Source organism: Acidovorax sp. SRI_002 (assembly GCF_057586455.1).
This window is the reverse complement of the sequence record NZ_JBYCZW010000002.1, coordinates 614,304-636,504: the sequence shown is the minus strand read 5'-3', so window position 1 is coordinate 636,504 and position 22,201 is coordinate 614,304. Positions and strand designations below refer to the sequence as shown.

Genomic DNA, 22,201 nt, shown 5'->3' with positions numbered 1-22,201 from the left:
AACAGAGTCAGCGAATGAGCCTCTCGACATGCTCCACCGGGTAACTGTGCCAGCGCCGGTTCCATGTGTCTTTGGGGCTGGTGTTGCGGTCGTGGACGCGGGCCACATACAGGTGCTGGTCCGGGTTGGTGGCAATGCGCTTGTCCCGCACCGACCAGACAAAAGCGTTGTCCTCCCCCACATCGATATCGGCGAACGGCGCACTGCGCCAGAACTCGCGCAGGTAACACAGCGTGCCCCCACACACCCAGGGTGTGCGCCCGTCATACACATACTGCCAGGCCCGGCGCGCGTCTGGCGCATAGAAGAACACCTTGTCCAGGCCGCAGATGTCGGCCCCCTGGCCGCGCAAGGCCTTGACCTGCGAACTGAGCCAGGTGGGCGCCATCCAGTCGTCGTCGTCCCAGTGTGCAATCACCTCGCCGCGCGCCAACTCGCAGGCCATGTTGCGCTTGGCACCAAGGGTGGATTTGCGGTCCAGGCGCAGGTATCGGATGCTGCCGTGCGATGGGATCAGATCGGCGACGCTGTCGCGCCCGTCGTCCAGCACGATCAGTTCGCGGGGCTCATAGTCCTGCGCCAGAAAGTTCCGAATGGCCTGGGGCACAAACTCACGCCGGTCTGCGGTGGGCATGATGCACGACACCAGCGGCATCGCGGGCGTCGGCGAGCCCTCTGTGCCAACTGCGCCAACAGCGCCAACAGCGCCAACAGCGCCAACAGTGTCGCCTGTGCCACCGGGGGCGGCAGGAAAGTAGAAATCGCGATCATCGTCCGACAGGCATTCCGGGGCAGGCACCAGGGTCCAGGCGGCCTGCTGCAGGTAATGGCCTTCCTTGAACTTCCAGGTGTTCCCATCGTGGCGCACATAGATGCACAGCGAACGCCCCGAGATGCGGCACAGCCGCGCACCGCCCCGCAGGGTCTTCAGCAGGAAATCCGCATCCTCCCGCAGCGAGGTATCGGGATACCGCCCATGATGCTCCCACAGGCTGCGCCTGAAAACCAAAGTGCCGCCGCTCACGTTTTCTACAAACAACCGGCGAAACAGTGCCCGGCTGCTGGCCCAGAACTCCGCCAGCGGCCGGGCCATGAACAGCATGTCGTTGAGCCCGGCGACATCCGCCAGGTTGTGCAAAATGGGCGCGGCCTGGCGGCTCAGGCGCTGCGCGCCATACCAGTCGTCATCGTCCCAATGCGCGATCAGTTCGCCCCACGCCACGCGGACCGCTTCATTGCGCTTGGCGCCGATGCTGGTGCGGGCCGGCATTCGGATGCAGCGGATGCGCGGGTCATCAATGCCAGCAGGGAGGTCGGACTGCTCCTCGTAGACGATGATGAGTTCCAGCGCGGGATAGTCTTGCCGCTGGAAGTAGCGGATCGACTGCGCAACAAAGGCCGCTCGCCCCCGCGTGGGCATGACACAGCTCAGCAAGGGTGATGCGGTGGCCGCAGGCACCAGTGGTGCGGGATCCACATTGCCAGGCAGTGGCACGAAGATACGCATCTGCTCGGGCACGGCAAAGTAGCGGCAATCGTCTCCCACGCAGTGGTCGTGGTAGGGAGGCGCCTGCGGGTGGCTCTCGCGGCGCCAGGCACAGAACCGATCCTGGTACAGCCGTTTGTTCGCCTCCAGCAGTCCATCGTGGACAGGTGCCAGCACCGCGCAGCGGGGCGCACGGTGCACAAAGGCGCCCTGCACCCAGACACCCAGGAAGCCGGCGCGGGCGGCGCGCACGTTGTAGTCCATCTCCCAGCAAGGACCCTGCGTGTACGCCGTGTCCGCTGCGCCAATGGCGGCCACCACCTCGTTCTTCACCACGTAGCAGAAGTCCGCCAGGCTGTGCAGAGGTGACAGGGGTACCCAGGCATTGCCATAGCGCGCCAGCAAGGCATCCGCTTGGTCCCACAGCGCTTCCTGGGTGCTGCCACAGTTTGGTGCCACGGCCTGTTCATTCCACCCCCGGTTGGTGGAGGGGCCCGCCAGGCCATGGCTGGCGTCGCTGTCCAGCGCGGCCAAGAGCAGCTCCAGCCAGCCGGGGCAGACCCGCACGCCGTTTTCCAGAAACACATAGATGTCGGCAGGCTCGCTCACCAGCTGGTTGAAGCAGGCAGCGGCCCCCGGCTGCGCCGGGCCGGGCCGCTGCACCATAGACACAGGGGCAAGCCGCAACTGCAGCAAACCCGGGGCCCGGGATGCGGCGGCACTGTCCGGCAATATCCGCAGCCCGAAGGGCAGCGGCGTGTTCTCGAAAACACTGGACAGCGTGGCGGCCAGGCCTTCGCCCGCCCCTGTCACATGCACCCCAATCAGGATCTGGCGATCTGGTGCAGCAGTCATTCACCACTCCTCACTGGTCGCCACCACGCCCGCTCCCAGCAGCGCTTCCAGCTTGCGCCAGGGGCTGCCAGGGGCTTCGTCGGCCCAGTCATGCACCGCGTCCGCCAGTTCTTCGAGCGCAACGGCCTTGGTGTCGGCAGCCGCATAAAAGCGCGGGTAACACAGCAGCAGCTCTTCGATGCAGGCCCGCACCAAGGACTCGCGCCGGGCGATTTCCGGAGCATGGAAAGACACACAAAGGGTGGGCGGGCCCCAACGCCACAGGCGGCGCCAGAGGCCGGGAATCACAGCGTATTCACCACCCTCTATGTCCATCTTGATGAAGTTGCAGTTCTTCCCGGCATACATGTCCAGAAAGCGCTCCATGTCCACACTACGCGCCTCGTGGCAAGGCTGGCCAGGCACATCCGGCGCGGCCAACATGCCCGACATACTGTCCCCGAACTCGCTGTGCCCTGCGTAGTAAAGGCCACCGGCATAGAGTTGCAGCGGACCAGACTCGGCGCCAATGCCGAAGGAGTACAGATGGATTTTTTTGCACAGCCCAGGGTTGGCTTGCACGTTGCGGTCCAGCTCTGCAAAGGCGACCGGGTCAGGCTCCAGGGCATGCACGCTGCGCGACAGCGTCGCGCCATAGAGCACCGTAGGGCCGATCCAGGCACCCAGGTCAATGTAGGAGCGGTCTGGTTGCAGAAAACGCCGGAAGACCTCGAAGGTTTGCGGCTCCCACGCGCCGGCCTGCACCCGGTGCCAGAACGCGCACCGGGCCGCATTGGCGCGCACCAGGAAGGCCTGCGGGCCCACCGACACGCTCAGTGCTTGCAGTGCGCTCTCGGCGCCAGGGTCACAGGTTGTCATCGCCCGCGCCATCCGTAGACTGCCAGATGGTGAACGGCGCGGGGCCGCCATACGTGGCGCTGAACTCAAAGGCATTGCCTTCAAAGATGAATCCGGGCACGTTGATCTTGCACCACACGGCACCAGCGTAGGGGCTGCTGCCCGCCGCCAATGTCATCTGGATGCGCACGTCCTGTTTCCAGGAGTCCTGCGTCTGCAGCGAAAGCGGCAGGAAATAGTTGTTCCCGTAGAAGTTGGCCTTCTTGCTGCGTATCTCGCACACCAGCGTCACGAAGCTGCCACTGCTGTTGTAGACCAGCTGGAAGATGAAACGGTAGTCGGGGCTGGCGGGCCAGTCGAGGCATACGGTGTTGCCCACCACCACCTGCTGTGCAGGCAAGGCCTGTGCCGGATAGATATTGACCACGCCCGGTCCCCTGGCGTACAGGGCACTGAGAGCAACATCCTCCACCGGCGAGGTGCTTTGCAGCGCGACATCGGCATCGCTGACCGGCGCACTGCAAAGCATGGGCACATTGGCTAGCGGTGGCACCTGCTGCACCAGGGTGGAGTGGCTTGCCGCGCCCGAGCCATCGCAATTGAAGACATAGCCGCCCGCCTGCGTGATCACGCTCGGCGTCTGGATGCCCATGCCACACGATGGCACCACCTGCAGCTGAATCAGCTTCTGGCCCGGCAATTGCGGCGACCTCTGTAGTCGGCGCACCGTGCCGCTGTGGTCCAGGCAGACCTCCAGCCCCCAGGTGATGCCTGCCAACTCGAACACGCCGGCACCGTCATAGTTGACCTCTTGCTGCTCACGTCCCAGCCCACCGCCGGTCGATGCAGGCCAGTATTCCACGTCGCCCAGCAACAGGCCGCCCGGATTCACGGCAGTGGCGATGAAATCAACCCCCGACATCAACTCCTTCATCACCATCCGCGCCCCCGCATCGCCCTGCGCCGCCACGCCCCCTTGCTGCACCAGCGCAAAGCTGTAGATCTCGGTGCTCGCGAGTGGGTCGATGTCGTAGGGCGGCGTCTGCTGGGTGGCCGACGACGCGCCCAAAATGGTGCCGAACACAAACACCCAGTCCACCCACTGGTCATCGGCCGCCATGCGCTGCAGCGCGGTGATGGCGAGCTGGACATCATCCATCTGGTAAGCCCCCGAGGCACCTCGAAAAAAGAACTCGGGGGCCATGAAGACCTTCAGGGTTTCCCCCTCGGGTGTCGGTGGAGACGCCTGCGGCAGCACATCCCGGGCCGTCTGCATGGCGCGCAACATCACATCGCAGCGCGCTTCAATGTCGAGCTTGGGATCGTTCAACCCCAGATAGGTCTTGGATCCATCGGGGTTCACCTGGGGCGCCGTGTCGAGCACGTAGCCGATGAATTGGACGTTGGTGTATGCCATGCAATTTTCTCCTTGGAAAGGGTTCTGGGGACACGTGCGCGGTCATCTCAAAAGCGGGAGCAGTCCGTAGGTGAACTTGATGAGGTAGTTGACGTACACATTGAGGGGGCGCGTCTCGTTCGGACTCACCTGCACCGCCTGCGCCTGGCCCGTGCCCGCAACCGGACCACCCGTGGTCAGCGTGCTGGCGACGCTGGGCGCGCCTGCTGCAGTTCCACTGGGGGACGTGGCCGAAGGGGCTGGTGCGCTGCTGTAGGTGTGCTCATGCGTCTGTACGGCAAACGGCTGGATGGAACCCACACCATCGCTCGCACCCTGGCCCCCAGGCGGCTGGCTGCGTTGGCCGATGTCGGGGTCGTTGCGGGTGCCCGTGCCAATACCGCGAAGGAAGTAACCACGGTAGTCGGGGATGTTGAAGCTGTCGTCGGCACCGCCATACACGTAACCCAGCACGGCAAACAGTTCGGGGTAGTCCACACAGGGCAACGATCGGCCATCGCAAACCATCCATCCCCACGCCTCCAGGGGGTTGGTGGTGTAAGCGGCTGGGCTCACCGCAGCAGCAGGGCTCGCGCTGTCGGGCGGCCCCAACGTGCCAGCAAACGCCGTCACCGAACCCACGGGGAGGTCGCCAAAAGCTGGCCGACAGAAGAAGGGGCTGGCTGCCCCCGGTACCACGATCATGGTGCAGCCCCCCCAAGGGCGGGCAGGTCCGCCCCCCCTTCGTCGCCCGGCGCATCCAGCACCTGCATGGAGGTAGGCACCACCACCTGCCAGCACGGCCCCAGGCGGTGCGCAGGACTCTGTTGCCGGGGCCCTGCATGCTTGAGGTCGTTGACCAGTGCGATGTCGTCCGCATTGACGGGGGCAAGCCGATCCGGGGCGCTCCAGAGCATGCCCGCCGAATAAAAATACAGAAAGGCTAGGACATGCGCAGGCTGCACGGGCAGCAGCACGCGCGCCTGACCAGCCTGCAAGAAACTGGCGAACAAGGCATCGTCGTCGGCCGCAAGGCTCCCCAGCTCCAGCACCCCGCCCGCAGCGCCCAGGCCAGGGCTGGCATAGAAGCTATAGGCCATTTCATTCCACTCCAGCACTTCGTCGAAGAACTGCAGATAGCGGGGCTCATTGACCATGAATTGCGATGGCGGAGACCCCCACGTGGCACCTGCGGACATGCCAGTCAGGGTCAGCAGGCGTTCCAGCAACAGGCGCAGACAGGCATTCTTCAACTCACGCTGCTCGATCTGCCGACGGGCCAGCGGCGAACAGGCCGGTGCGGGAGACGATGGCGCGCCGCCTTGGGCGCGGCCATGGTATGCCGCCATCCGCTCCTGATAGCCACGCACGATGCTGGCATAGGTACGGATGCGCCACTGGTCCATGCATCGACTGGAAGGCGCGCAGCCGATCTCCACATTGACCTGCAACGGTTGGTCGCCGGGTGGCGAGAAACCGGGTGGATAGTCCATCACGGACACCGGTACGGTCTCGTCCTCCCCATGAAGCGCCACGGGGCTGGCCGCAGCGCCAGGGGTCACGGTTTGCCGCCCCACCAGCACGACAGGCGCCTGTTGGCCAGGGGACGCTCCTACCCAGCTGACAAAGGCCTGGGTAGCGCCGTACCCTGCCGGAACGGCAATCTGCTTTTCTTCACCGTTGCGCAAGGTGGCCGAGGCGCAGCGCTCTGCCAGCGGGGGCGGATCCAGATCCAGCACGCCGTAGTAGGCCCCGAGCTGTGCGTAGTTGCGCGGGCCGCCCACCTTGATGTCCTCGAAGGTGGCCACTCCCATTTGCAGCGGTGACAGCGGCTTGGCGAAGTCCTGCCCCGCCAGCGCCTGCTCCTGCGCAATGAAGCCCGCTGCGGGCTGGCACACCATGAACTCCATCATCAACCGCTGGCCGTAGTTCACAACGCACGCCTCGTACACCTTGTTCACCCAGCGGAACACGGCGCGCATGTTCCGGATGCCCGAGGTGTTGTCGATCAGGCTGACCACCGCATCTTCGGTCTGGCTCATCGTGCTGCTGGAGCGCGTGTGGCTGACACTGCGGCTGATGCGGTTGACCGTCTTGTTCAGAATGTCGCGTGCAAAGCGGGTGGTGTCGTCCAGCCCCGGGGTGGCGCCTTGCTGCACGGCCTTGGTCCAGGAACCATCCAGGGTGGCCTGCGTGGGAGGGCCGTAGCTGCTGGTGAACTTGTTGTACTGGTGGGTCTCGGTCGCCTCGGCCACGGTCTTGCGCGACTCTTCCTGCAGATTGCTGCGTTCGTCCGCCGCATCGTTCTGCAGGACATGCATCTCGGCCAGCGTCTGCTTTTGCTCATCCTTTTGCCGGTGGGTGCGTTTGTGCGTGACCTCCCGGCGCTCACCGCGCATCACGTTTTCTATGCGTGCGATCTCTCCGCTTTGGTAGCGCAGAAGGCGCTGGCGCACCATCTGCAAGTCGCCAATGGCATAGGGCTCGATCCAACCGTCGGGGGCCACGGGCGGAGATCTGTCTGCCGAGCGGGCCGGTGGCAAAGGAAAAACCTGGGCCGGCAGCACCACAGTGGCCTCGCGCAGCAATGCAATTTGGGCGGCACTGATGGGGGCCGGCTGCAAGGGCGCTGGCGTCTCTGATGCGGCGCCGACTGCAGCTATGTCCTGGGCTTTGGGCTGCAATGCCACCGCGATCAGATGGGCCATCTGCAAGGTGCGGGTCAACCCGTCCAGCAAGGCAGCGTCATACCCCAGGGTGATGACCAGGGCGAAGTAACTCTGCCAGACCCTATCCATGGTCTGCAGGTAGTTTCCAGACTCCAAACAGCTCCAGGTCAGGGCGTACCGCTGCAGCAACTGCACGACTTCTGCACGGGCGGTCGCCAGCCACTCAAGCGGCTTGTCATGGGGCGAGGGCAGTTGCTCCAGCAAGGACGCAAACTGGCCCACGGGCCCGGGAAGGCGGTCCAGGTCTCCGATGAAGAGCCCCTGGTAAGGGGCATCTCCGTCAATGAACCGAAGCGCCAGTGACTGCACGGCTTCGCGGCCTGGGGCGCGTGCCGCTACCAGGTCCTCAAAGAAACTGCAGCAAGGAGGGCTGGCACTGGCGTACTGGACAAAGCCATGCAAAAGATCCGAGGCCGAGATCTTGGGCCAGCGGCGCACGTACACGTAAGGAAACAGCTCCTCCGGATGGCTGTTGAGGACAGGCAGCGGCTCGACGGGATCGACCGGTGGGGCTGGCGGCACCGGCGTGGGAACAGGCGGCAATGGACTGGGAGGCTGAGGGGGCGGAAGGGGCCCACGCATGGGGCACGCTGCCATGAGGCCTTCAAAGTGGTGGTCATCCGCCTGCCCCCGCATTCCATAGTGGATGTCGGCAAAGATGGCCGTATTGGGGACGCCGTCGATGTGCACCGGCGTTTTTTGCTGCAGGTAGCCCGACACATAGCAGCCCGAGGAGAATCTGAATTCAAACGGCTGTGCGGGCCAGTGTCTGGTCACGGTGACCCGCTGGCGCTCCGACTCCCCCGAACTGCAGGACACGCTGACACAGGAAGGGGCATCGTCGTGGGGTGCACGGTTGATGGTGATGTCGAAGATCAGGCAGCCATCCATGGCGCTCCATCTTCTTTGGACCATTTCGTTCACGGCATGCTTCCTGGGTGGACGGCGAGGGCTGCGAAGCATCGGCGCAGGGGCGCTCAACAGCCCCCCGCACCGACGCACCGCTTCAGCACATCACAATGTTTTCGAGGTTGAACGCGAACGGCGTCGAGTTGGCGCCAGGGCCGCCACCCGTCATCACAATGTCCGCGCTAGCAATGCCCAGGAGGGACAGCTCGGTGTTGATGTTGGAGATGATGGCCGAATTCATGACCTGGCCCTGCACGACCTGGGAGGCCACACCAATCCAGATGGTGGGTTTGAACTCAAACACCGCTTTTTGCTGGGGCGCGATCGAGGTCTTGATGGCCAGGAGCTTCCCGTCCTTGTAGCAACTGGCGTTGATGGCCCCCTTGGGCAGCGCGTTGAGCACCTGCACTTCCTTCGAACTGGTGCCGCTGCCTGCGCGCACGAGCCGGTCGCCAGACGTGGTCAAGGACATCTGGAACAGTTCGCCGTTCTGGGCATCCAGCTGGGGCGTGTAGTTGCCGTAGCTGTCACTGGCCCCCACCTGCATGCCCATGGGAAACGTGAACGGATGGTTGTCGCCCTGGCCACAGTACTTGATGACCTGCCAGGCCACCGACAGCTCGTCGAAATTGGTGGCGACATTCTTCTGGAATATCACGACCTCCGAGTTGTTCGTGTCGTTGGAGTTATTGATGAAATTGAGTTGAACGCCCATGAGTTTCTCCTGTTGGTGAAAGTGGTGGCAACACGCCATGCGTTGCCCGTTTGCCCCCCGGCCTTGAAGCCCGAAAAGCGAACTCTGTGGATGCGGACCTGCCCGGATGGTCAGATCTGCACGATGTTTTCAAGATTGAATTCGTAGGGGGTGGAGCCCTCGCCTGGCCCACCGCCCGACATCACGATGTCTGCGCTGGCGATGCCCAACAGCGACAGTTCCGTGTTCGCATTGCTCATGACGGCAGAGCTGATCGCCACGCCCTGCGCCACCTGGGATGCAACGCCAATCCACAGCACCGGCTGGTACTGGAACACGGCCTTCTGGCCAGGTGTGACGGCAGTCTTCATGCCCACCATCCGGCCATCCCTGAAGACGCAGATATTGACCGCGCCCTGGCCCAAGTCGTTGAGCACATCGAGCTCATTGGAGGCACTGGCCAGCCCCGCACGCCGCAGGCGCCGCCCCCCCGATGCGGTGGACTCCAGCCTGAGCATCTGGCCGTTTTCTGCGGCCATGCGGGGTGAAAAATTGCCGTACTCATCGGCAACGCCCACTTCGAAACCCGCTGGGAAAACAAAGGGGTGGTAACAGTCACGTCCGCAGAACCGGATCACCTTCCAGGCCATTGCCAGCGAGGCCATGCCGGTGAGCTGGTTCTTCTGATACATCACCACCTCCGACTTATTGCCGTCGCGGGACTGGTTCACAAATCGCAGCTTGATATCCATGGGGACTCCTACCTGATGTCCTGTCGCTGGGTTGCTTGGCACTGCGTTTTTGAAGCAGTGATGCGACTGTAGGCAGGCCCGCAAAGCAAAGCGATTACAGGCAATTACAGGCAGGAGCTCCACCAGACGGCGCGCGCTGGCCCCACGGCAGGCGACCGCATTTGGCGTGGAAGATAGAGAGAGGCGCTGGTGTCCCTGAAAATCTGGCTATAATCGCAGGCTTCGACACACAGGAGAGGTGGCAGAGTGGTCGAATGTACCTGACTCGAAATCAGGCGTAGTGGCAACACTACCGTGGGTTCGAATCCCACCCTCTCCGCCACTGACAAAGCCCTGATGCTATTTAATCGATAGCGCAGGGCTTTTTCTTTGGCGCATCGTGAACGGACAAGGGCGACACCACCGCCGTCCCTTGCAATCCATCCCTCAGCTTCTCTGGCGCGCGATGTGCTGGGGTCCCAGTTCGCTGCAACCCGTGGCGCCGAGCATGGCGAGGTTGCGATCGACCTCGTCGCGCAGCAGGGTGATTGCGTGGAGCACCCCCGCTTCACCGGCAACGGCGGCGGCATAGTTGAAGGGTCGGCCCACCAGAACTAGGCGCGCACCCAGCGCGATGGCCTTGAGCACGTCGGAGCCGCGCCGAAAGCCCCCATCCACCAGCACCGGGTAGCTCGGGCCCACGGCCGCGACCACGTCTTCCAGCACGTGCATGGGCGATATGGCCCCGTCGAGCTGGCGCCCCCCGTGGTTGGACAGCACCACGCCATCGGCCCCGGCATGCTGCGCCTGCAACGCGTCCTCCACGCTGAGCAGGCCCTTCACGACCAAGGGCCCCTTCCAGCGGCGGCGAATGGCCTCAATGTGGCGCCAGCTCAAATGGTCGCGCGCCGAGAAGTCGCGCAGGACCGTGGAAGAAACAATGGGCGCACCGCGCGTGGCGAACGAATTTTCAAAGTGCGGCATGCCGTGGCGCAGCAGCGTGCGCAAAAAGGTTCCCGCCACCCAACGCGGCCGAACGAGGCCATCCCATGCCAGACGGAGGCTGGGGCGCAAGGGTGTGGAGAAACCCGTGCGGATGTTGTTCTCACGGTTGGCGGAGATGGGGATATCCACCGTGACGACGAGGGTGCGAAAACCCGCACGCTCCACGCGGTCGATGAGCGCATCAATGCGTGCCTGATCGCCAGGTAGGTAGGCCTGGAACCAGGTGCCCGGGCTGTCGCGGGCCACGTCTTCCATCGGAATCAGCGACGTACCGCTCATCACAGACGCAATGCCCATGCGCCGTGCAGCACGCGCCAGCACAAGATCGCCCCGGTAGGTGGACAGCGCATTGATGCCCATGGGCGCTATCCCGAAAGGGCTGCTGTAGCGTTCGCCAAACAGCTCGACGGATTGCGACCGTTGCGATACGTCTCGCAGGACCCGCGTCACGAAGGCAAAGTCTCCAAACGCCGCGCGGTTGTCGCGTAGCGAGGCGTTGTCCTCCGCCGCACCGGCGATGTACCCGAAGATGGGCCGGGGCAGACGCCTGCGCGCGGCGTCCTCAAAGTCGTGCAGCGACAGCATGCGGCGCAATACAGCAGGCGAGCGCGGCGCGGTGGTAGACGGCGTAGCAGTGGAGACGGGCATGGCAGATGGTCATTGCGTTGAGGGATCAGCGCCACTGTAGATTTCCGTATCAGTGAATAAAAGCGGAATATTTAGAATGACTTTGTTCGCTTTTTGCCAATATCTCTGCACATGCCCCATCCCTCGGTCAAACAACTTGAAGCCTTCTGGTGGGCGGCCACCTGCGCCAATTTCGCCACGGCAGCGGAGCGGGTGCACCTGTCGGTCTCGTCGCTGTCCAAACGCATCAGCGAACTGGAGTCCACGCTGGGCCAGTCGCTGTTCGACCGCAGCGGGCACCGTGCCGTGCTCACCGAGGCGGGGGAGCGTCTGCTGCCGGCCGCACTGGAAGTACTCAACGCCATGGCGGCGCTGGGCCATACGCTGGGCTCCCGCGAGGAGCTTGCGGGCCGCTGCCGTTTTGGCGTGGGCGACCTCTCTGCGCTCACGTGGCTGCCCACCTTGGTGGCGGCAGTGCGGCGAACGCACCCACGCCTGGCTCTGGAACCTTGCGTGGATGTGGGCGGGGCGCTGGAGCGCCGCCTGGACGACGGCGAACTGGACTTCGCCGTGATCGCAGGACGCTCGTCGCGCAGCACACTGCTATCTCAGCCCGTGGGCGCCGCGCGCTTCGCCTGGGCCCTGTCACCCAGGCTGGCGGGCGCCAGCCGCCTGGGCATCAAAGCGTTGCTGCAGCAGTATCCCCTCGTCACGCTGCCGCCAGGCGCTGGCACCACGCGGCTGCTGGACGACTGGTTGCTGGCGCAAGGTGTCACCGTCCGCGAGCACATCCTGTGCAACAGCCTGGGGGCCGTGGCGGGCATGCTGCGCGCAGGAGTGGGTGTGGGGTTTCTGCCCTCGGGGTGGGTGGGCCCGCTGGGTTTACGCGCCCCGGGCGCACGCACGCCACTAGCGCCGCTGCAATACAGCTTCCAGTGGCGCCGAGGTGATGCGCGGGCACTGATCCCCGCCATGCAACGCCTGGCGCAGGCAGAGGTGGACTTTTCGGTGTCGCCTGCGCTAGGGATGTCCTGCATAACCCTCGCGAGTCGGTGGTAGTGCGGATCGGGTGGGGCCGCAAGGCGTCTTTTGGCAGCCAATAGCCGGGCTATTGGCAAGAAAAGCAACGCAGCGGACTGCCCGAGACCGCGCTATCACAGACCGCAGGGAGTTATGCAGGACATCCCTAGGGATCCTCTGCACGAATTGAACGGCAAGTGGGCGCTGCGGAGCGGGATGGGCTGCAAGGCGCAAAAACGCAGCAATAGCCGTAGCTAGCGCGAGTATTTGCAACGCCACAGACCGCCCGAGGCCGCAGATGCACACGGCGCGGTGATTCGTGCAGAGGGTCCCTACGACTGGCAGCTTGAGGGCCCGGCGCGTTCCCGCAAATACGCCAGGACTTCACCGTATGCCCCTTGAAACTCAATGCGGTCAGCCCGGCTCTCGCGCTGGTAGGCGTACATGGGGTCGTAGTAACACCGCAGCAGCGCCGTGATCCAGTCGCGGTGCTGCGCAGCATCGCCCTGCGCCTTCTGCTGGGCCAGGGCGCGGAGCATCGTCGCCCGCAGCATCTGGTGACGATCTCCCCCCAGGCGCTTGTGCAGTTTGTCCAGGCTTTCCAGCAGGCGGGCAGAGAAGGCGTCAAACCCCTGCACCTCGCCCTGCGCAGCACAAAACTCGGCGCACTGCGCGACCACGTAGTCCCGCAGGATGCGCTCGACCCTGGCTTCAAAGGGCTCCTCGACATACACCATCGGGGCCTGCTCCAGGCACAGCCTCAGCTCCAGCGGCACAGCGCAGCGCCCCACATGCCGGCCCTCGTCCTCGACGACGAACAGCCGCCGCCCTGCCGCGCGCTTCTTGAGGATGTCGATGGCCAGCTGGTTCTCGAAATCAATCTGCGCGGGCTGGCCGCTCACACGCTGGCCAAAGCTGGATCCCCGGTGGTTCGCGTGCCGCTCCAGGTCAAGTCCGCTGGCCAGCTGTTCAATCAACTCGGTCTTGCCGGTGCCCGTGAGCCCGCCAAGCACCACAAACCGGCATTCCTGGGCAGCAGCCTGCGTGGTCTGCAGCAGGAAGGTGCGCATGGCCTTGTAACCACCAATCACGCGGGGGTAGTCGATGCCCGCTTCGCTCTGCAGCCACTGCTGGACGATCTGGGAGCGCAAGCCGCCGCGAAAACAATAGAGCACGCCCTGCGGATGTGCCCGCGCAAACTCGGCCCAGGCCTGGATGCGCGCCCGCTTGATGTCGCGGGATACCAGCGAGTGCCCCAGCGCAATGGCCGCCTGCTGGCCCCGCTGCTTGTAGCAGGTTCCCACCTGCTGGCGCTCGGCATCGTCCATCAAGGGTAGGTTGACCACTGCAGGGAAAGCCCCCTGGGCAAACTCCACGGGTGCACGCACATCCATCATGGGCACATCGTTCAGAAAGATGTGCCGGTAGTCGGACAGGTTCTCCATGGTCAGCCCAAAACGACAGCGAAGGCCTGTCGCGCCGTCAAGTGGCCGATGGGCGCAAGCTGCAAGCCACACCCGGCTGCCACTTGCAGAAAATCGCTTTCGCCTTCGGGTGCCACGGCAACCAACAAGCCGCCGCTGGTCTGTGGGTCGCACAACAGTTGCTTCTGCATGTCGTCCAGCGGCGCAATCCTGGCGCCATAGCTGTCGAAGTTGCGCTGGGTGCCGCCGGGCACGCAGCCTTCGGCCAGGTAGTACTCCACGCCGCTCAGGCGCGGTACGGCGGCGTAGTCAAGGACCGCCGTCAGGCCACTGCCATCGGCCATCTCGACCAGGTGGCCCAGCAAGCCAAAGCCCGTGACATCGGTCATGGCCATGACGCCCGGCAACTTGCCAAAACGGCTGCCGGGCTGGTTGAGAGTGCACATCAGGTCGCGCGCGCGGCCTACGTCCTCGGGCCGCAGCTTGGCCTTTTTCTCTGCGGTGGTGAGGATGCCGATCCCCAGCGGCTTGGTCAGGTACAGGCGGCAGCCCGCCGTGGCGGTGTCGTTGCGCTTGAGGTGGCGTTTTTCCACCACGCCCGTCACGGCCAGCCCGAAGATGGGCTCCGGCGCATCTATCGAATGCCCGCCGGCCAGCGGAATGCCTGCAGCGTCGCACACCGCGCGTCCGCCGCGTACCACCTCGCGTGCCACCTCGGGCGGCAGCACATTCACCGGCCAACCCAGGATGGCAATGGCCATCAGGGGGTCTGCACCCATGGCATAGATGTCGCTGATGGCATTGGTGGCAGCAATGCGCCCGAAGTCGAACGGGTCGTCCACGATGGGCATGAAAAAGTCGGTGGTGGACACCACACCGCGTTCGTCGTCCAGCGCGTACACGGCAGCGTCGTCCCGCGACGCATTGCCCACCCACAGGCGCGGGTCCAGGTTCTGGGCGCCGCTGCCCGCCAGGATCACGTCGAGCACCTTGGGGCTGATCTTGCATCCACAGCCTGCACCGTGGCTGTATTGGGTGAGACGGATGGGGGTGCTGGGGGAGGCGATGCCAGGAGGGGTGTCGGGAGAAGTCATGGCTGCATTGTCCCGAATCGGCGGGCTACTGCCATTGCGGGGCCGCAAAAACACCAGGGCCTGCCCACGCATTTGATTTGCGTGGGCAGGCCCTGCGGGGTGCGCCCGGCCAAAGCCGATCCGGGGCGCAACACGTGGCCAGTCAGGCCGCGGGTGTCAGCTCCGACACTCCGCCCATGTAGGGGCGGAGAACGGCCGGAACCTCGACGGTTCCGTCCGCACGCTGATAGTTTTCCAGCACCGCCACCAGCGTGCGGCCCACGGCCAGGCCGGAGCCATTCAGCGTGTGCAGCAGTTCGTTCTTGCCTTGTGCATTCTTGAAACGGGCCTGCAGGCGGCGGGCCTGGAAGGCTTCGCAGTTGCTCACCGAGCTAATCTCACGGTAGGTGTTCTGCGCGGGCAGCCACACTTCCAGGTCGTAGGTCTTGGCGGCGCCAAAGCCCATGTCGCCGGTGCACAGGCTCATCACGCGGTAGGGCAGGCCCAGCTTCTGCAGGACGGTCTCTGCGTGGCGGGTCATTTCTTCCAGCGCTTCGTAGCTCTTGTCGGGATGCACGATCTGCACCATCTCGACCTTGTCGAACTGGTGCTGGCGGATCATGCCGCGCGTGTCGCGGCCGTAGCTGCCAGCCTCAGAACGGAAGCACGGCGTGTGGGCCGTGAGCTTGATGGGCAGGTCGGATTCGGCCACCACCACATCGCGCACAAAGTTGGTCAGGGGTACTTCGCTGGTGGGGATCAGGTACAGCGCAGCGTTGTCCGGCACAGGCTCGCCGTCCTGGCCGCCCTTCTTGGCGGCAAACAGATCGCCTTCAAACTTGGGCAGCTGGCCGGTGCCCTTGAGGGAATCGGCATTCACCGCGTAGGGCACATAGCACTCGGTGTAGCCATGCTCCTGGGTCTGAACGTCCAGCATGAACTGGCTGAGGGCACGGTGCAGGCGGGCAATAGGCCCCTTCATCACGGTGAAGCGCGAGCCCGAGAGCTTGACGCCCATGTCGAAATCGAGCCCCAGCGGGGTACCTACGTCAACGTGGTCTTTCACTTCGAAGGCAAAGGTGCCGGGCGTACCCCAGCGACGCACTTCCACGTTGCCCGCTTCGTCGCTGCCCACAGGCACCGATTCATGCGGCAGGTTGGGCACGGCCACCAACATGGCCTGAAGTTCGGACAGGATCTGTTCCAGGCGGGCGGCGGATTGCTCCAGTTCCACCTTGCCTGCAGCCACCTGGGCCTTGATGGCTTCGGCGCCGTCCTTGTCGCCCCGGCTTATGAGCATGCCGACCTGCTTGGACAGCTGGTTGTGCTGAGCCCGCAGCTCTTCGGTGCGGGTCTGCAGCGTCTTGCGCTCGGACTCCAGGGCCTGGAAAGCGGAGACGTCCAGGAAGGCCTGGGGCTTTTTGCGGGTTTCCAGCCGCGCGATGGCGGTGTCGAGGTCTTTGCGGAGGAGAAGAATGTCAAGCATGGCTGGATTTTAAAGGGGTGGTCGGACTGGGCTCAGGCAAGGATTGCCGGGTCGAAGTTGGCGCCGCAGAGAATGAGGGCCACCGTTTCCTGCGGCTGGGGCTTGTAGGCACCGATCTGCAACGCCGCCAAACCCAGCGCGGCAGCGGGCTCCACGGCCAGTTTCAACTCTTTCCACAGCCACAGCTGGGCGGCGCGGATGGCGTCGTCGGGCAGCAGCAGGGCATCGTGCACATGGCGCTGGCTGACCTCCCAGCCAATGGCGCCGATGCGGCGCGCGCCGAGGGAATCAGCGGCCACGCCACCCACGTCCACATCCACCGGCTGGCCTGCGGCGCGCGCCGCGTGCAGGGTGGGCGCAAGTTCTGGCTCCAACGCGACAACATGGGCGCGGCTCTCCACCCACGCGGCCACGCCGCCGATGAGGCCACCGCCGCCCACACTGACCAGCACAGTGTCGGGCAGGCGGCCACCCTGCTCTTCCATCTCCAGTGCCAAGGTGCCTGCACCGGCCACCACCTCAGGCTGGTCGTAGGCGTGGGCCTGCAGCGCGCCGGTGGCCTTCTGGCGGGCCACGCAGGCCTCGAAGGCTTGTGAATAGGCAGCGCCGGTGACGACCACCTCGGCGCCCAGCGCGCGCAGCCGGGCGCGCTTGGCCTCGGGCGACACCTCGGGCACAAACACCTCGCAGCGCACACCCAGCGCCTTGGCGGCAGCAGCCACTGCAATTCCGGCGTTGCCGCCAGATGCAATGATCACGCCACTCTCGGGCACCGGGTTGGCCAGCAGGCGGTACAACATGCCGCGCGCCTTGAAGCTGCCGCCCACCTGCAGGTGCTCCAGCTTGAGCCAGACCTCGGCGCAATCCACGCCCAGGGACTTGCCAGAAACGCGCATCAGCGGCGTGGTGCGCAAAAAATCAGGCTGGGTGGCCAGTTGGTGGCGGGCGGCGGCGATGGCGGCGCGGTCGATCATGCAGGGGCTCCGGTGAAGCTGGTGGGGTCAAAAGAAGGGGCAGTGTAGGGGTTGCCCGCAACATGCAGACACAACGCTGACTGCACGCGCGCCGCACAACTGCCGATAACATGGGCAGAGCAGTTCCCACCCCAACGCGGTGGTCGGCCTGCGCGCAGGAGAAAAAGCATGTTCTTTGTGTTCGGCCCGTCGGGCCAGATGTACCGGGGTGGCCCTGAAAACCTGGCGCGTATTTCTGCGGTGCGCAGCGTGCAGCGCCCGCAGGCCCTGCGCACGCGAGCCATGGACGCGCAAGATGGCCAGCCGGGGCCCATCTTCACGGCCTCGCCCCGTCCCACTGCAGCCGATGCCAGCGCTGCCGCACCTGCCGCCATCGTCAACCTGCGCATGCACGACGCCGTGAGCGCCTATGCGCAAACCGAACAAGGCCCCCAGGCCACCGCCCGCCAGCCGCTGACCAAGGTGAGCGACGTGATGACCACCGGTGGCGTGAGTGTGGCGCCCGGTGTGCGCGTGAACGATGCCTGGCAGACCCTGGCCGAGCATAAGGTGGCGCAGGCGCCGGTCGTGGATGCGCTGGGCCGCGTGATTGGCCTGCTGCTGCGGGCCGACATGGCGCCGCTGGACCTGCTGCCCGAGCCCGGTGCCGTCAAGCAGGCCATCGACCTGGCGCGCCGCCCGGTATCCGAAGTGATGGTGAGCCCCGTGCCCACCGTGTCGCCCGACACCGAGCTGCGCCGCGTGGCCGCCGTGCTGCTGGACACGGGCCTGCCCGGCCTGCCGGTGACCGACGAGGCGGGCGTGCTGTCGGGTTTTATCTCCCGCACCGACATCCTGCGCGCGGTGGCGGCGGACCCACCGCTGGATTTGTGGAGCGGGCCTGCGATGGCGCTGTAGCGCAACCCATCCTGCACGGCGACAAAACAGGATTCAAATCAGGCCCTAGCGCTTATCCATCAAGCGCTAGCAGCTATCAATTAAGAAGCAAAAACCAACAAACACCTTCCCATGAGGCGCCCGCTGCCCCCAAATCAATGCCCCGCAGGCCCGGTCTCTGGTGTGCGTTCGGTGATGCTCAAGCCGGTGGTCGCGTCGATTTTGAGCCCCTTGGGCAGCGGGAACTTGATGGTTTCCTCGATGCCCGCCATGGTGCGTACCGACACAGCACCCAGCGCCTTGATGCGGTCGATGACCTGCTGCACCAGGATTTCCGGCGCCGAGGCTCCGGCGGTCAGCCCCACGCGGGCGAGGCCATCAAACCATTCGCCCTTCAGCTCGTCGGCGCTGTCCACCATGTAGGCGGTGGTGCCCAGCTTGGCAGCCAGCTCGCGCAGGCGGTTGCTGTTGGAGCTGGTGGGGCTGCCCACCACGATCACCACGTCCACCTGCGGACTCAGCACCTTGACGGCGTCCTGCCGGTTCTGGGTGGCGTAGCAGATGTCCTGCTGCTTGGGCTCGCGCACGCTGGGGAAGCGCGCGCGCACGGCGGCCGAGATTTCGGCGGCATCGTCCACGCTCAGTGTGGTCTGCGTGACCACGGCCAACTTCTCGGTCTGCCGGGGCTGCACCCGGGCCACGTCTTCCACGTCTTCCACCAGGTGGATGCCATGGTCGAGCTGGCCCATGGTGCCCTCGACCTCGGGGTGGCCCTTGTGGCCGATCATGATGAACTCGTAGCCCTCTTTGGCGAGCTTGGCCACTTCGACGTGCACCTTGGTCACCAGCGGGCAGGTGGCGTCAAAAATGCTGAAGCCACGCGCCACGGCCTCTTGCTGCACGGCCTTGCTCACGCCGTGGGCGCTGAAGACCAGCGTGGCGCCGGGCGGCACGTCCGAAAGCTCTTCGATGAAGATCGCGCCCTTGGCCTTGAGGTCGTTCACCACATAGGTGTTGTGCACGATCTCGTGGCGCACGTAGATGGGGGCGCCAAATTTCTGGATGGCGCGCTCCACGATCTCGATGGCGCGGTCCACCCCTGCGCAAAACCCGCGCGGCTCGGCCAGCAAGATTTCTTGCGGTGCCTGCATCACAGGATCCCGATCAGTTGCACTTCAAAGGTCACGGGCTGGCCCGCCAGCGGGTGGTTGAAGTCAAACAGCACCGCGCCATCTTCACGCACTTGCTGCACGGCGCCTGCGTAACTGCCCTGACCATCGGGCGTGGGGAATTGCACCACATCGCCCACGTTGTATTTTTCGTCGGGGTCGCCCAGCTCGTTCATCAGCTTGCGGGCCACCCACTGCTGCATGTCGGGGTTGCGCTCGCCAAAGGCCTCGCCCGCAGCCAGCTCAAAGGTGGTGCGCGTGCCTTCGGCCAGGCCCAGCAGGCGCTGCTCCATGGCGGGCGACAACTCGCCCGTGCCCAGCGACAGCGTGGCGGGTTTGTCGGCAAAGGTGTTGATCACATCGCCTGCAGGGCCCGCCAGACGGTAGTGCAAGGTGAGGAAAGAGCCCGGCTGGACGGTGGGCAAAGCAGCAGCGGTAGAGGTCATGACAGTCTCGATAAACTCCTGCGATTGTAGAAAACCGGGCAAAGCCCTACCGCCACCACCGCCGCTGGCGCGTCCCACCTCCTCGTTCCATGGCCCTCAAAGACCTGCCCGCCGACGCCCAGCCCCGCGAAAAACTGCTGGCGCGCGGCCCTGCCGCGCTGGCCGATGCCGAGCTGCTGGCCATCCTGCTGCGCACCGGCATCGTGGGCAAGGGCGTGCTGCAGATGGCGCAGGAGCTGCTGGACCCGCCCGGCATCGACCCGAACACCGGCGCCATCAACGGCGGCTTTGGGGGCATTGCCGGGCTGTTGCACACCAGTGCGGCCGACCTGGAGCGCATCAAGGGCCTGGGCCCGGCCAAACGTGCCGAACTGGTGGCCGTGCTGGAGTTGGCGCGTCGCGCCCTGGCCCAGCAGCTGCGCGAACGCGAGGTGTTCGACTCGCCCGACACCGTCAAGCACTACCTGCAGCTGCACCTGGCCGCCAAGGGGCACGAGGTGTTTGCCGTGCTGTTCCTCGACAGCCAGAACCGCTTGCTGGCCATGGAAGAACTGTTTCGCGGCACGCTCACGCAGACCAGCGTGTACCCGCGCGAGGTGGTGCTGCGCGCCCTGCACCACCAGGCCGCCGCCGTGGTGCTGGCCCACAACCACCCAAGCGGCAGCGTGGAGCCCAGCCGCGCCGACGAGGCGCTGACCCAGACCCTGAAGACCACGCTGGCACTGGTGGACGTGCGCGTGCTCGACCATGTGATCGTGGCGCCCGGCCAGGCGCTGTCGATGGCGGAAAAGGGCCTGGTGTGACTGCGCCTGCGCCCGCACCGGCCCACCCGACGACGGCATTACACGCAGCGCTAGCACGCGCTGCGCGCGGCTCCGAAGGCCCTATGGGCGCCGCCCAGCCTGCCCCTGCCCCCACCACCACCGCCGTGCCCCGGTCCGCCCGGCGCGCAGGTTTGGCCGACAAGAAGGCTGCGGCCAAGGCGGCGATGCGGCCTGTCCGTCATGCCCCCGCGCCACCCTCCATCGGCGACAACCCGGCACCGCCCCGACGCCGTGCACCACCTGCCCCTCGCCGGGCAGGCGAACGCATCACCCAGTTGCAGGACCTGGCCACCGTGGCCCGCCGCCTACGCGAAGACCAGGAGCGCCGCGAGGCCGAGGAGAAAGCCCAGCGCGAAGCAGCAGCCCGGGCCGAGGCCGAGCGCCATCTCTTCAGCCGCAGCGTGGGCCCCGTCACGCCGCTGCGCAACCCCAACGTGGCGCGTTTGCGCAAGCACCAGCCCCCGCCGCTGCCCGTGCAGCACTGGCTGGACGAAGAGCGCGTGCTGCGCGAATCCATCAGCGACGACTTTGACGTGACCACGCTGCTGGACACGGACGACCAGTTGAGCTTCCGCCGCCCCGGCATCGGCGTGGAGGTGACGAGCCGCCTGCGCGCGGGCCATTGGAGCATCCAGCGCCAGTTGGACCTGCACGGCCTGCGCGTGGACGAGGCGCGCGAGGCGCTGGGCGACTTCATCCGCCACGCCCACAAGACCGGCCTGCGCTGCGTGCGCGTGGTGCACGGCAAGGGCCTGGGCTCACCGGGAAAGAGCCCGGTCCTCAAAGGCCGGGTGCACAGTTGGCTGGTGCAGAAGAACGAAGTCCTGGCCTTTGTGCAAGCCCGGGGGGATGAAGGTGGAGCAGGTGCGTTGGTGGTCCTGCTACGCTCGGCGCAGAAGATGCTGCGGAAATAGGGCCTAGCGCTTGACAGAAAAGCACTGGGCGCTATCTATTTCATAGCAATCACTACGGCATCACCCGCACGGCACGCTTCCAGAATTTGGCCGTGAAGCTTCCGGTCAAACCGGACCACCCTGCACCCGGACGTAGCAGAAGGGGATGGCGCTGTGGGCAGGGATCCGCATACCTACCTGGCACTGGGGCAAGGTATTTGGCGTAACGATGGTGTAACCGGGGGTCGCCTGGATGCCCAGGATCAACACATCTTCATCCCCGGAGTTGTAGACCACCTCATCAATATTGGCAGGGAAGTTGTACGAAGACCCGATGTAGTTGGCCGCATCAATGCTGCCGTTCGAGTACGCATTGCGTGCACCAAAGACGCTGCCCAGCACCAGGGTCACCCCCACGGCTGCCGCCAGCAGCGAGTAGAACCTGCCGCTCTGCCCCTGGCGCCGAAAGGCATTCCAAGCCAGCAATCCCAGGGCACCCACCAAAGCCAGCATCCCCAAGTCAGACAACGTGGGGATCGAGGAACTCAATCCAAAGCTGATGACTCCGCCGGAAGCCGGCTGCGCCAGCGCTGCCAAAGAGGAAAACAGCCCCAGGCCAGCACAGGCCCAGCGGCGGATAGCGGTTCGGTTCATAGTGACTCCAAAAAGAGAATGGCGGGCAATGAGCCCCCAATAGAGGAGCCTGCTCCACCCATGGCGGTCACTCTAACACGTAACACTTTGTCT

General features: G+C 65.1%; 19 protein-coding genes and 1 tRNA gene. 5 read left to right on the top strand and 15 right to left on the bottom strand.

Features of this window, described 5'->3' with window-relative positions:
* Window positions 1–7: 7 nt before the first annotated feature.
* From AC2YJX_RS07860 to AC2YJX_RS07830, 7 genes are all read right to left on the bottom strand, one after another.
* Window positions 8–2,341, bottom strand: a complete 2,334-nt coding sequence (locus AC2YJX_RS07860) for a glycosyltransferase (protein WP_487255711.1) — start codon at window positions 2,339–2,341, stop codon at window positions 8–10.
* The gene (locus tag AC2YJX_RS07855) at window positions 2,342–3,199 is read right to left on the bottom strand and encodes an FkbM family methyltransferase (RefSeq protein ID WP_487255710.1); all 858 of its coding nucleotides are present in this window, start codon (window positions 3,197–3,199) and stop codon (window positions 2,342–2,344) included.
* On the bottom strand, window positions 3,186–4,595 hold the full coding sequence (locus tag AC2YJX_RS07850) for a hypothetical protein (protein ID WP_487255709.1): 1,410 nt from the start codon (window positions 4,593–4,595) through the stop codon (window positions 3,186–3,188). The genes AC2YJX_RS07855 and AC2YJX_RS07850 overlap by 14 nt, the downstream gene beginning before the upstream one ends.
* Before the next feature lie 42 nt (window positions 4,596–4,637).
* Window positions 4,638–5,279: a tail fiber protein gene (locus tag AC2YJX_RS07845; RefSeq protein ID WP_487255708.1), complete on the bottom strand. Its 642-nt coding sequence runs from the start codon at window positions 5,277–5,279 to the stop codon at window positions 4,638–4,640.
* Window positions 5,276–8,218 (bottom strand): hypothetical protein, encoded by a 2,943-nt coding sequence (locus AC2YJX_RS07840; RefSeq protein ID WP_487255760.1) that lies wholly within the window; start codon window positions 8,216–8,218, stop codon window positions 5,276–5,278. The genes AC2YJX_RS07845 and AC2YJX_RS07840 overlap by 4 nt, the downstream gene beginning before the upstream one ends.
* Before the next feature lie 91 nt (window positions 8,219–8,309).
* Window positions 8,310–8,927 (bottom strand): hypothetical protein, encoded by a 618-nt coding sequence (locus AC2YJX_RS07835; RefSeq protein ID WP_121421007.1) that lies wholly within the window; start codon window positions 8,925–8,927, stop codon window positions 8,310–8,312.
* Between the two features lie 110 nt (window positions 8,928–9,037).
* Window positions 9,038–9,658 (bottom strand): hypothetical protein, encoded by a 621-nt coding sequence (locus AC2YJX_RS07830; protein WP_218298593.1) that lies wholly within the window; start codon window positions 9,656–9,658, stop codon window positions 9,038–9,040.
* Between the two features lie 232 nt (window positions 9,659–9,890).
* Between AC2YJX_RS07830 and AC2YJX_RS07825 the strand changes: the two genes are divergently transcribed.
* Window positions 9,891–9,980 (top strand) — tRNA-Ser (locus tag AC2YJX_RS07825).
* 104 nt (window positions 9,981–10,084) lie between these two features.
* Here the strand turns inward: AC2YJX_RS07825 and AC2YJX_RS07820 are convergent.
* Complete coding sequence (locus tag AC2YJX_RS07820) at window positions 10,085–11,290, bottom strand: alpha-hydroxy acid oxidase (RefSeq protein WP_487255707.1); 1,206 nt, start codon at window positions 11,288–11,290, stop codon at window positions 10,085–10,087.
* Window positions 11,291–11,401: 111 nt separating this feature from the next.
* Here AC2YJX_RS07820 and AC2YJX_RS07815 point away from each other — a divergent pair, with 111 nt between their 5' ends.
* A complete protein-coding gene (locus tag AC2YJX_RS07815) occupies window positions 11,402–12,328 on the top strand; it encodes a LysR family transcriptional regulator (protein WP_176888661.1) in 927 nt (308 codons plus the stop codon).
* Between the two features lie 293 nt (window positions 12,329–12,621).
* Here the strand turns inward: AC2YJX_RS07815 and mnmH are convergent, their stop codons facing one another.
* The 4 genes from mnmH to AC2YJX_RS07795 all read right to left on the bottom strand — a co-directional run bounded on the left by mnmH (window position 12,622) and on the right by AC2YJX_RS07795 (window position 17,246).
* A complete protein-coding gene (mnmH, locus tag AC2YJX_RS07810) occupies window positions 12,622–13,734 on the bottom strand; it encodes a tRNA 2-selenouridine(34) synthase MnmH (protein ID WP_487255706.1) in 1,113 nt (370 codons plus the stop codon).
* 2 nt (window positions 13,735–13,736) lie between these two features.
* On the bottom strand, window positions 13,737–14,807 hold the full coding sequence (gene selD / locus AC2YJX_RS07805) for a selenide, water dikinase SelD (RefSeq protein WP_487255705.1): 1,071 nt from the start codon (window positions 14,805–14,807) through the stop codon (window positions 13,737–13,739).
* A 142-nt stretch (window positions 14,808–14,949) separates the two neighbouring features.
* Window positions 14,950–16,272: a serine--tRNA ligase gene (serS, locus tag AC2YJX_RS07800; RefSeq protein WP_228898544.1), complete on the bottom strand. Its 1,323-nt coding sequence runs from the start codon at window positions 16,270–16,272 to the stop codon at window positions 14,950–14,952.
* A gap of 32 nt (window positions 16,273–16,304) precedes the next feature.
* A complete protein-coding gene (locus AC2YJX_RS07795; RefSeq protein ID WP_055402251.1) occupies window positions 16,305–17,246 on the bottom strand; it encodes a threonine/serine dehydratase in 942 nt (313 codons plus the stop codon).
* 168 nt (window positions 17,247–17,414) lie between these two features.
* On the opposite strand from AC2YJX_RS07795, the gene AC2YJX_RS07790 reads away from it, so the two are divergent.
* Window positions 17,415–18,143: a CBS domain-containing protein gene (locus tag AC2YJX_RS07790; RefSeq protein ID WP_055402248.1), complete on the top strand. Its 729-nt coding sequence runs from the start codon at window positions 17,415–17,417 to the stop codon at window positions 18,141–18,143.
* Window positions 18,144–18,277: 134 nt separating this feature from the next.
* On the opposite strand, the gene ispH is transcribed toward AC2YJX_RS07790, so the two are convergent.
* Together ispH and AC2YJX_RS07780 are read right to left on the bottom strand one after the other, a co-directional pair.
* Window positions 18,278–19,273 (bottom strand): 4-hydroxy-3-methylbut-2-enyl diphosphate reductase, encoded by a 996-nt coding sequence (gene ispH / locus AC2YJX_RS07785; RefSeq protein ID WP_055402245.1) that lies wholly within the window; start codon window positions 19,271–19,273, stop codon window positions 18,278–18,280.
* Window positions 19,273–19,737, bottom strand: a complete 465-nt coding sequence (locus tag AC2YJX_RS07780; protein ID WP_462390418.1) for an FKBP-type peptidyl-prolyl cis-trans isomerase — start codon at window positions 19,735–19,737, stop codon at window positions 19,273–19,275. Before AC2YJX_RS07780 ends, ispH begins: the two co-directional genes overlap by 1 nt.
* 89 nt (window positions 19,738–19,826) lie before the next feature.
* Between AC2YJX_RS07780 and radC the strand changes: the two genes are divergently transcribed.
* On the top strand, window positions 19,827–20,540 hold the full coding sequence (gene radC, locus AC2YJX_RS07775) for a RadC family protein (RefSeq protein ID WP_487255704.1): 714 nt from the start codon (window positions 19,827–19,829) through the stop codon (window positions 20,538–20,540).
* 185 nt (window positions 20,541–20,725) lie between these two features.
* Window positions 20,726–21,475 (top strand): Smr/MutS family protein, encoded by a 750-nt coding sequence (locus tag AC2YJX_RS07770; RefSeq protein ID WP_487255759.1) that lies wholly within the window; start codon window positions 20,726–20,728, stop codon window positions 21,473–21,475.
* A gap of 105 nt (window positions 21,476–21,580) precedes the next feature.
* Here the strand turns inward: AC2YJX_RS07770 and AC2YJX_RS07765 are convergent, their stop codons facing one another.
* Entirely contained in the window at window positions 21,581–22,108 is a 528-nt protein-coding gene (locus AC2YJX_RS07765) for a midcut-by-XrtH protein (protein ID WP_487255703.1), read from the bottom strand.
* Between the last annotated feature and the right edge of the window lie 93 nt (window positions 22,109–22,201).

What these genes read in the sequence shown, in the direction of transcription:
- AC2YJX_RS07855 (WP_487255710.1), bottom strand. Translation starts at nt 3,199, where the DNA reads ATGACAACCTGTGACCCTGGCGCCGAGAGCGCACTGCAAGCACTGAGC.
- AC2YJX_RS07815 (WP_176888661.1), top strand. Translation starts at nt 11,402, where the DNA reads ATGCCCCATCCCTCGGTCAAACAACTTGAAGCCTTCTGGTGGGCGGCC.
- mnmH (WP_487255706.1), bottom strand. Translation starts at nt 13,734, where the DNA reads ATGGAGAACCTGTCCGACTACCGGCACATCTTTCTGAACGATGTGCCC.
- serS (WP_228898544.1), bottom strand. Translation starts at nt 16,272, where the DNA reads ATGCTTGACATTCTTCTCCTCCGCAAAGACCTCGACACCGCCATCGCG.
- AC2YJX_RS07820 (WP_487255707.1), bottom strand. Translation starts at nt 11,290, where the DNA reads ATGCCCGTCTCCACTGCTACGCCGTCTACCACCGCGCCGCGCTCGCCT.
- AC2YJX_RS07840 (WP_487255760.1), bottom strand. Translation starts at nt 8,218, where the DNA reads ATGGTCCAAAGAAGATGGAGCGCCATGGATGGCTGCCTGATCTTCGAC.
- AC2YJX_RS07845 (WP_487255708.1), bottom strand. Translation starts at nt 5,279, where the DNA reads ATGATCGTGGTACCGGGGGCAGCCAGCCCCTTCTTCTGTCGGCCAGCT.
- AC2YJX_RS07780 (WP_462390418.1), bottom strand. Translation starts at nt 19,737, where the DNA reads ATGACCTCTACCGCTGCTGCTTTGCCCACCGTCCAGCCGGGCTCTTTC.
- selD (WP_487255705.1), bottom strand. Translation starts at nt 14,807, where the DNA reads ATGACTTCTCCCGACACCCCTCCTGGCATCGCCTCCCCCAGCACCCCC.
- AC2YJX_RS07830 (WP_218298593.1), bottom strand. Translation starts at nt 9,658, where the DNA reads ATGGATATCAAGCTGCGATTTGTGAACCAGTCCCGCGACGGCAATAAG.
- AC2YJX_RS07770 (WP_487255759.1), top strand. Translation starts at nt 20,726, where the DNA reads ATGCGGCCTGTCCGTCATGCCCCCGCGCCACCCTCCATCGGCGACAAC.
- radC (WP_487255704.1), top strand. Translation starts at nt 19,827, where the DNA reads ATGGCCCTCAAAGACCTGCCCGCCGACGCCCAGCCCCGCGAAAAACTG.
- AC2YJX_RS07860 (WP_487255711.1), bottom strand. Translation starts at nt 2,341, where the DNA reads ATGACTGCTGCACCAGATCGCCAGATCCTGATTGGGGTGCATGTGACA.
- ispH (WP_055402245.1), bottom strand. Translation starts at nt 19,273, where the DNA reads ATGCAGGCACCGCAAGAAATCTTGCTGGCCGAGCCGCGCGGGTTTTGC.
- AC2YJX_RS07790 (WP_055402248.1), top strand. Translation starts at nt 17,415, where the DNA reads ATGTTCTTTGTGTTCGGCCCGTCGGGCCAGATGTACCGGGGTGGCCCT.
- AC2YJX_RS07795 (WP_055402251.1), bottom strand. Translation starts at nt 17,246, where the DNA reads ATGATCGACCGCGCCGCCATCGCCGCCGCCCGCCACCAACTGGCCACC.
- AC2YJX_RS07765 (WP_487255703.1), bottom strand. Translation starts at nt 22,108, where the DNA reads ATGAACCGAACCGCTATCCGCCGCTGGGCCTGTGCTGGCCTGGGGCTG.
- AC2YJX_RS07850 (WP_487255709.1), bottom strand. Translation starts at nt 4,595, where the DNA reads ATGGCATACACCAACGTCCAATTCATCGGCTACGTGCTCGACACGGCG.
- AC2YJX_RS07835 (WP_121421007.1), bottom strand. Translation starts at nt 8,927, where the DNA reads ATGGGCGTTCAACTCAATTTCATCAATAACTCCAACGACACGAACAAC.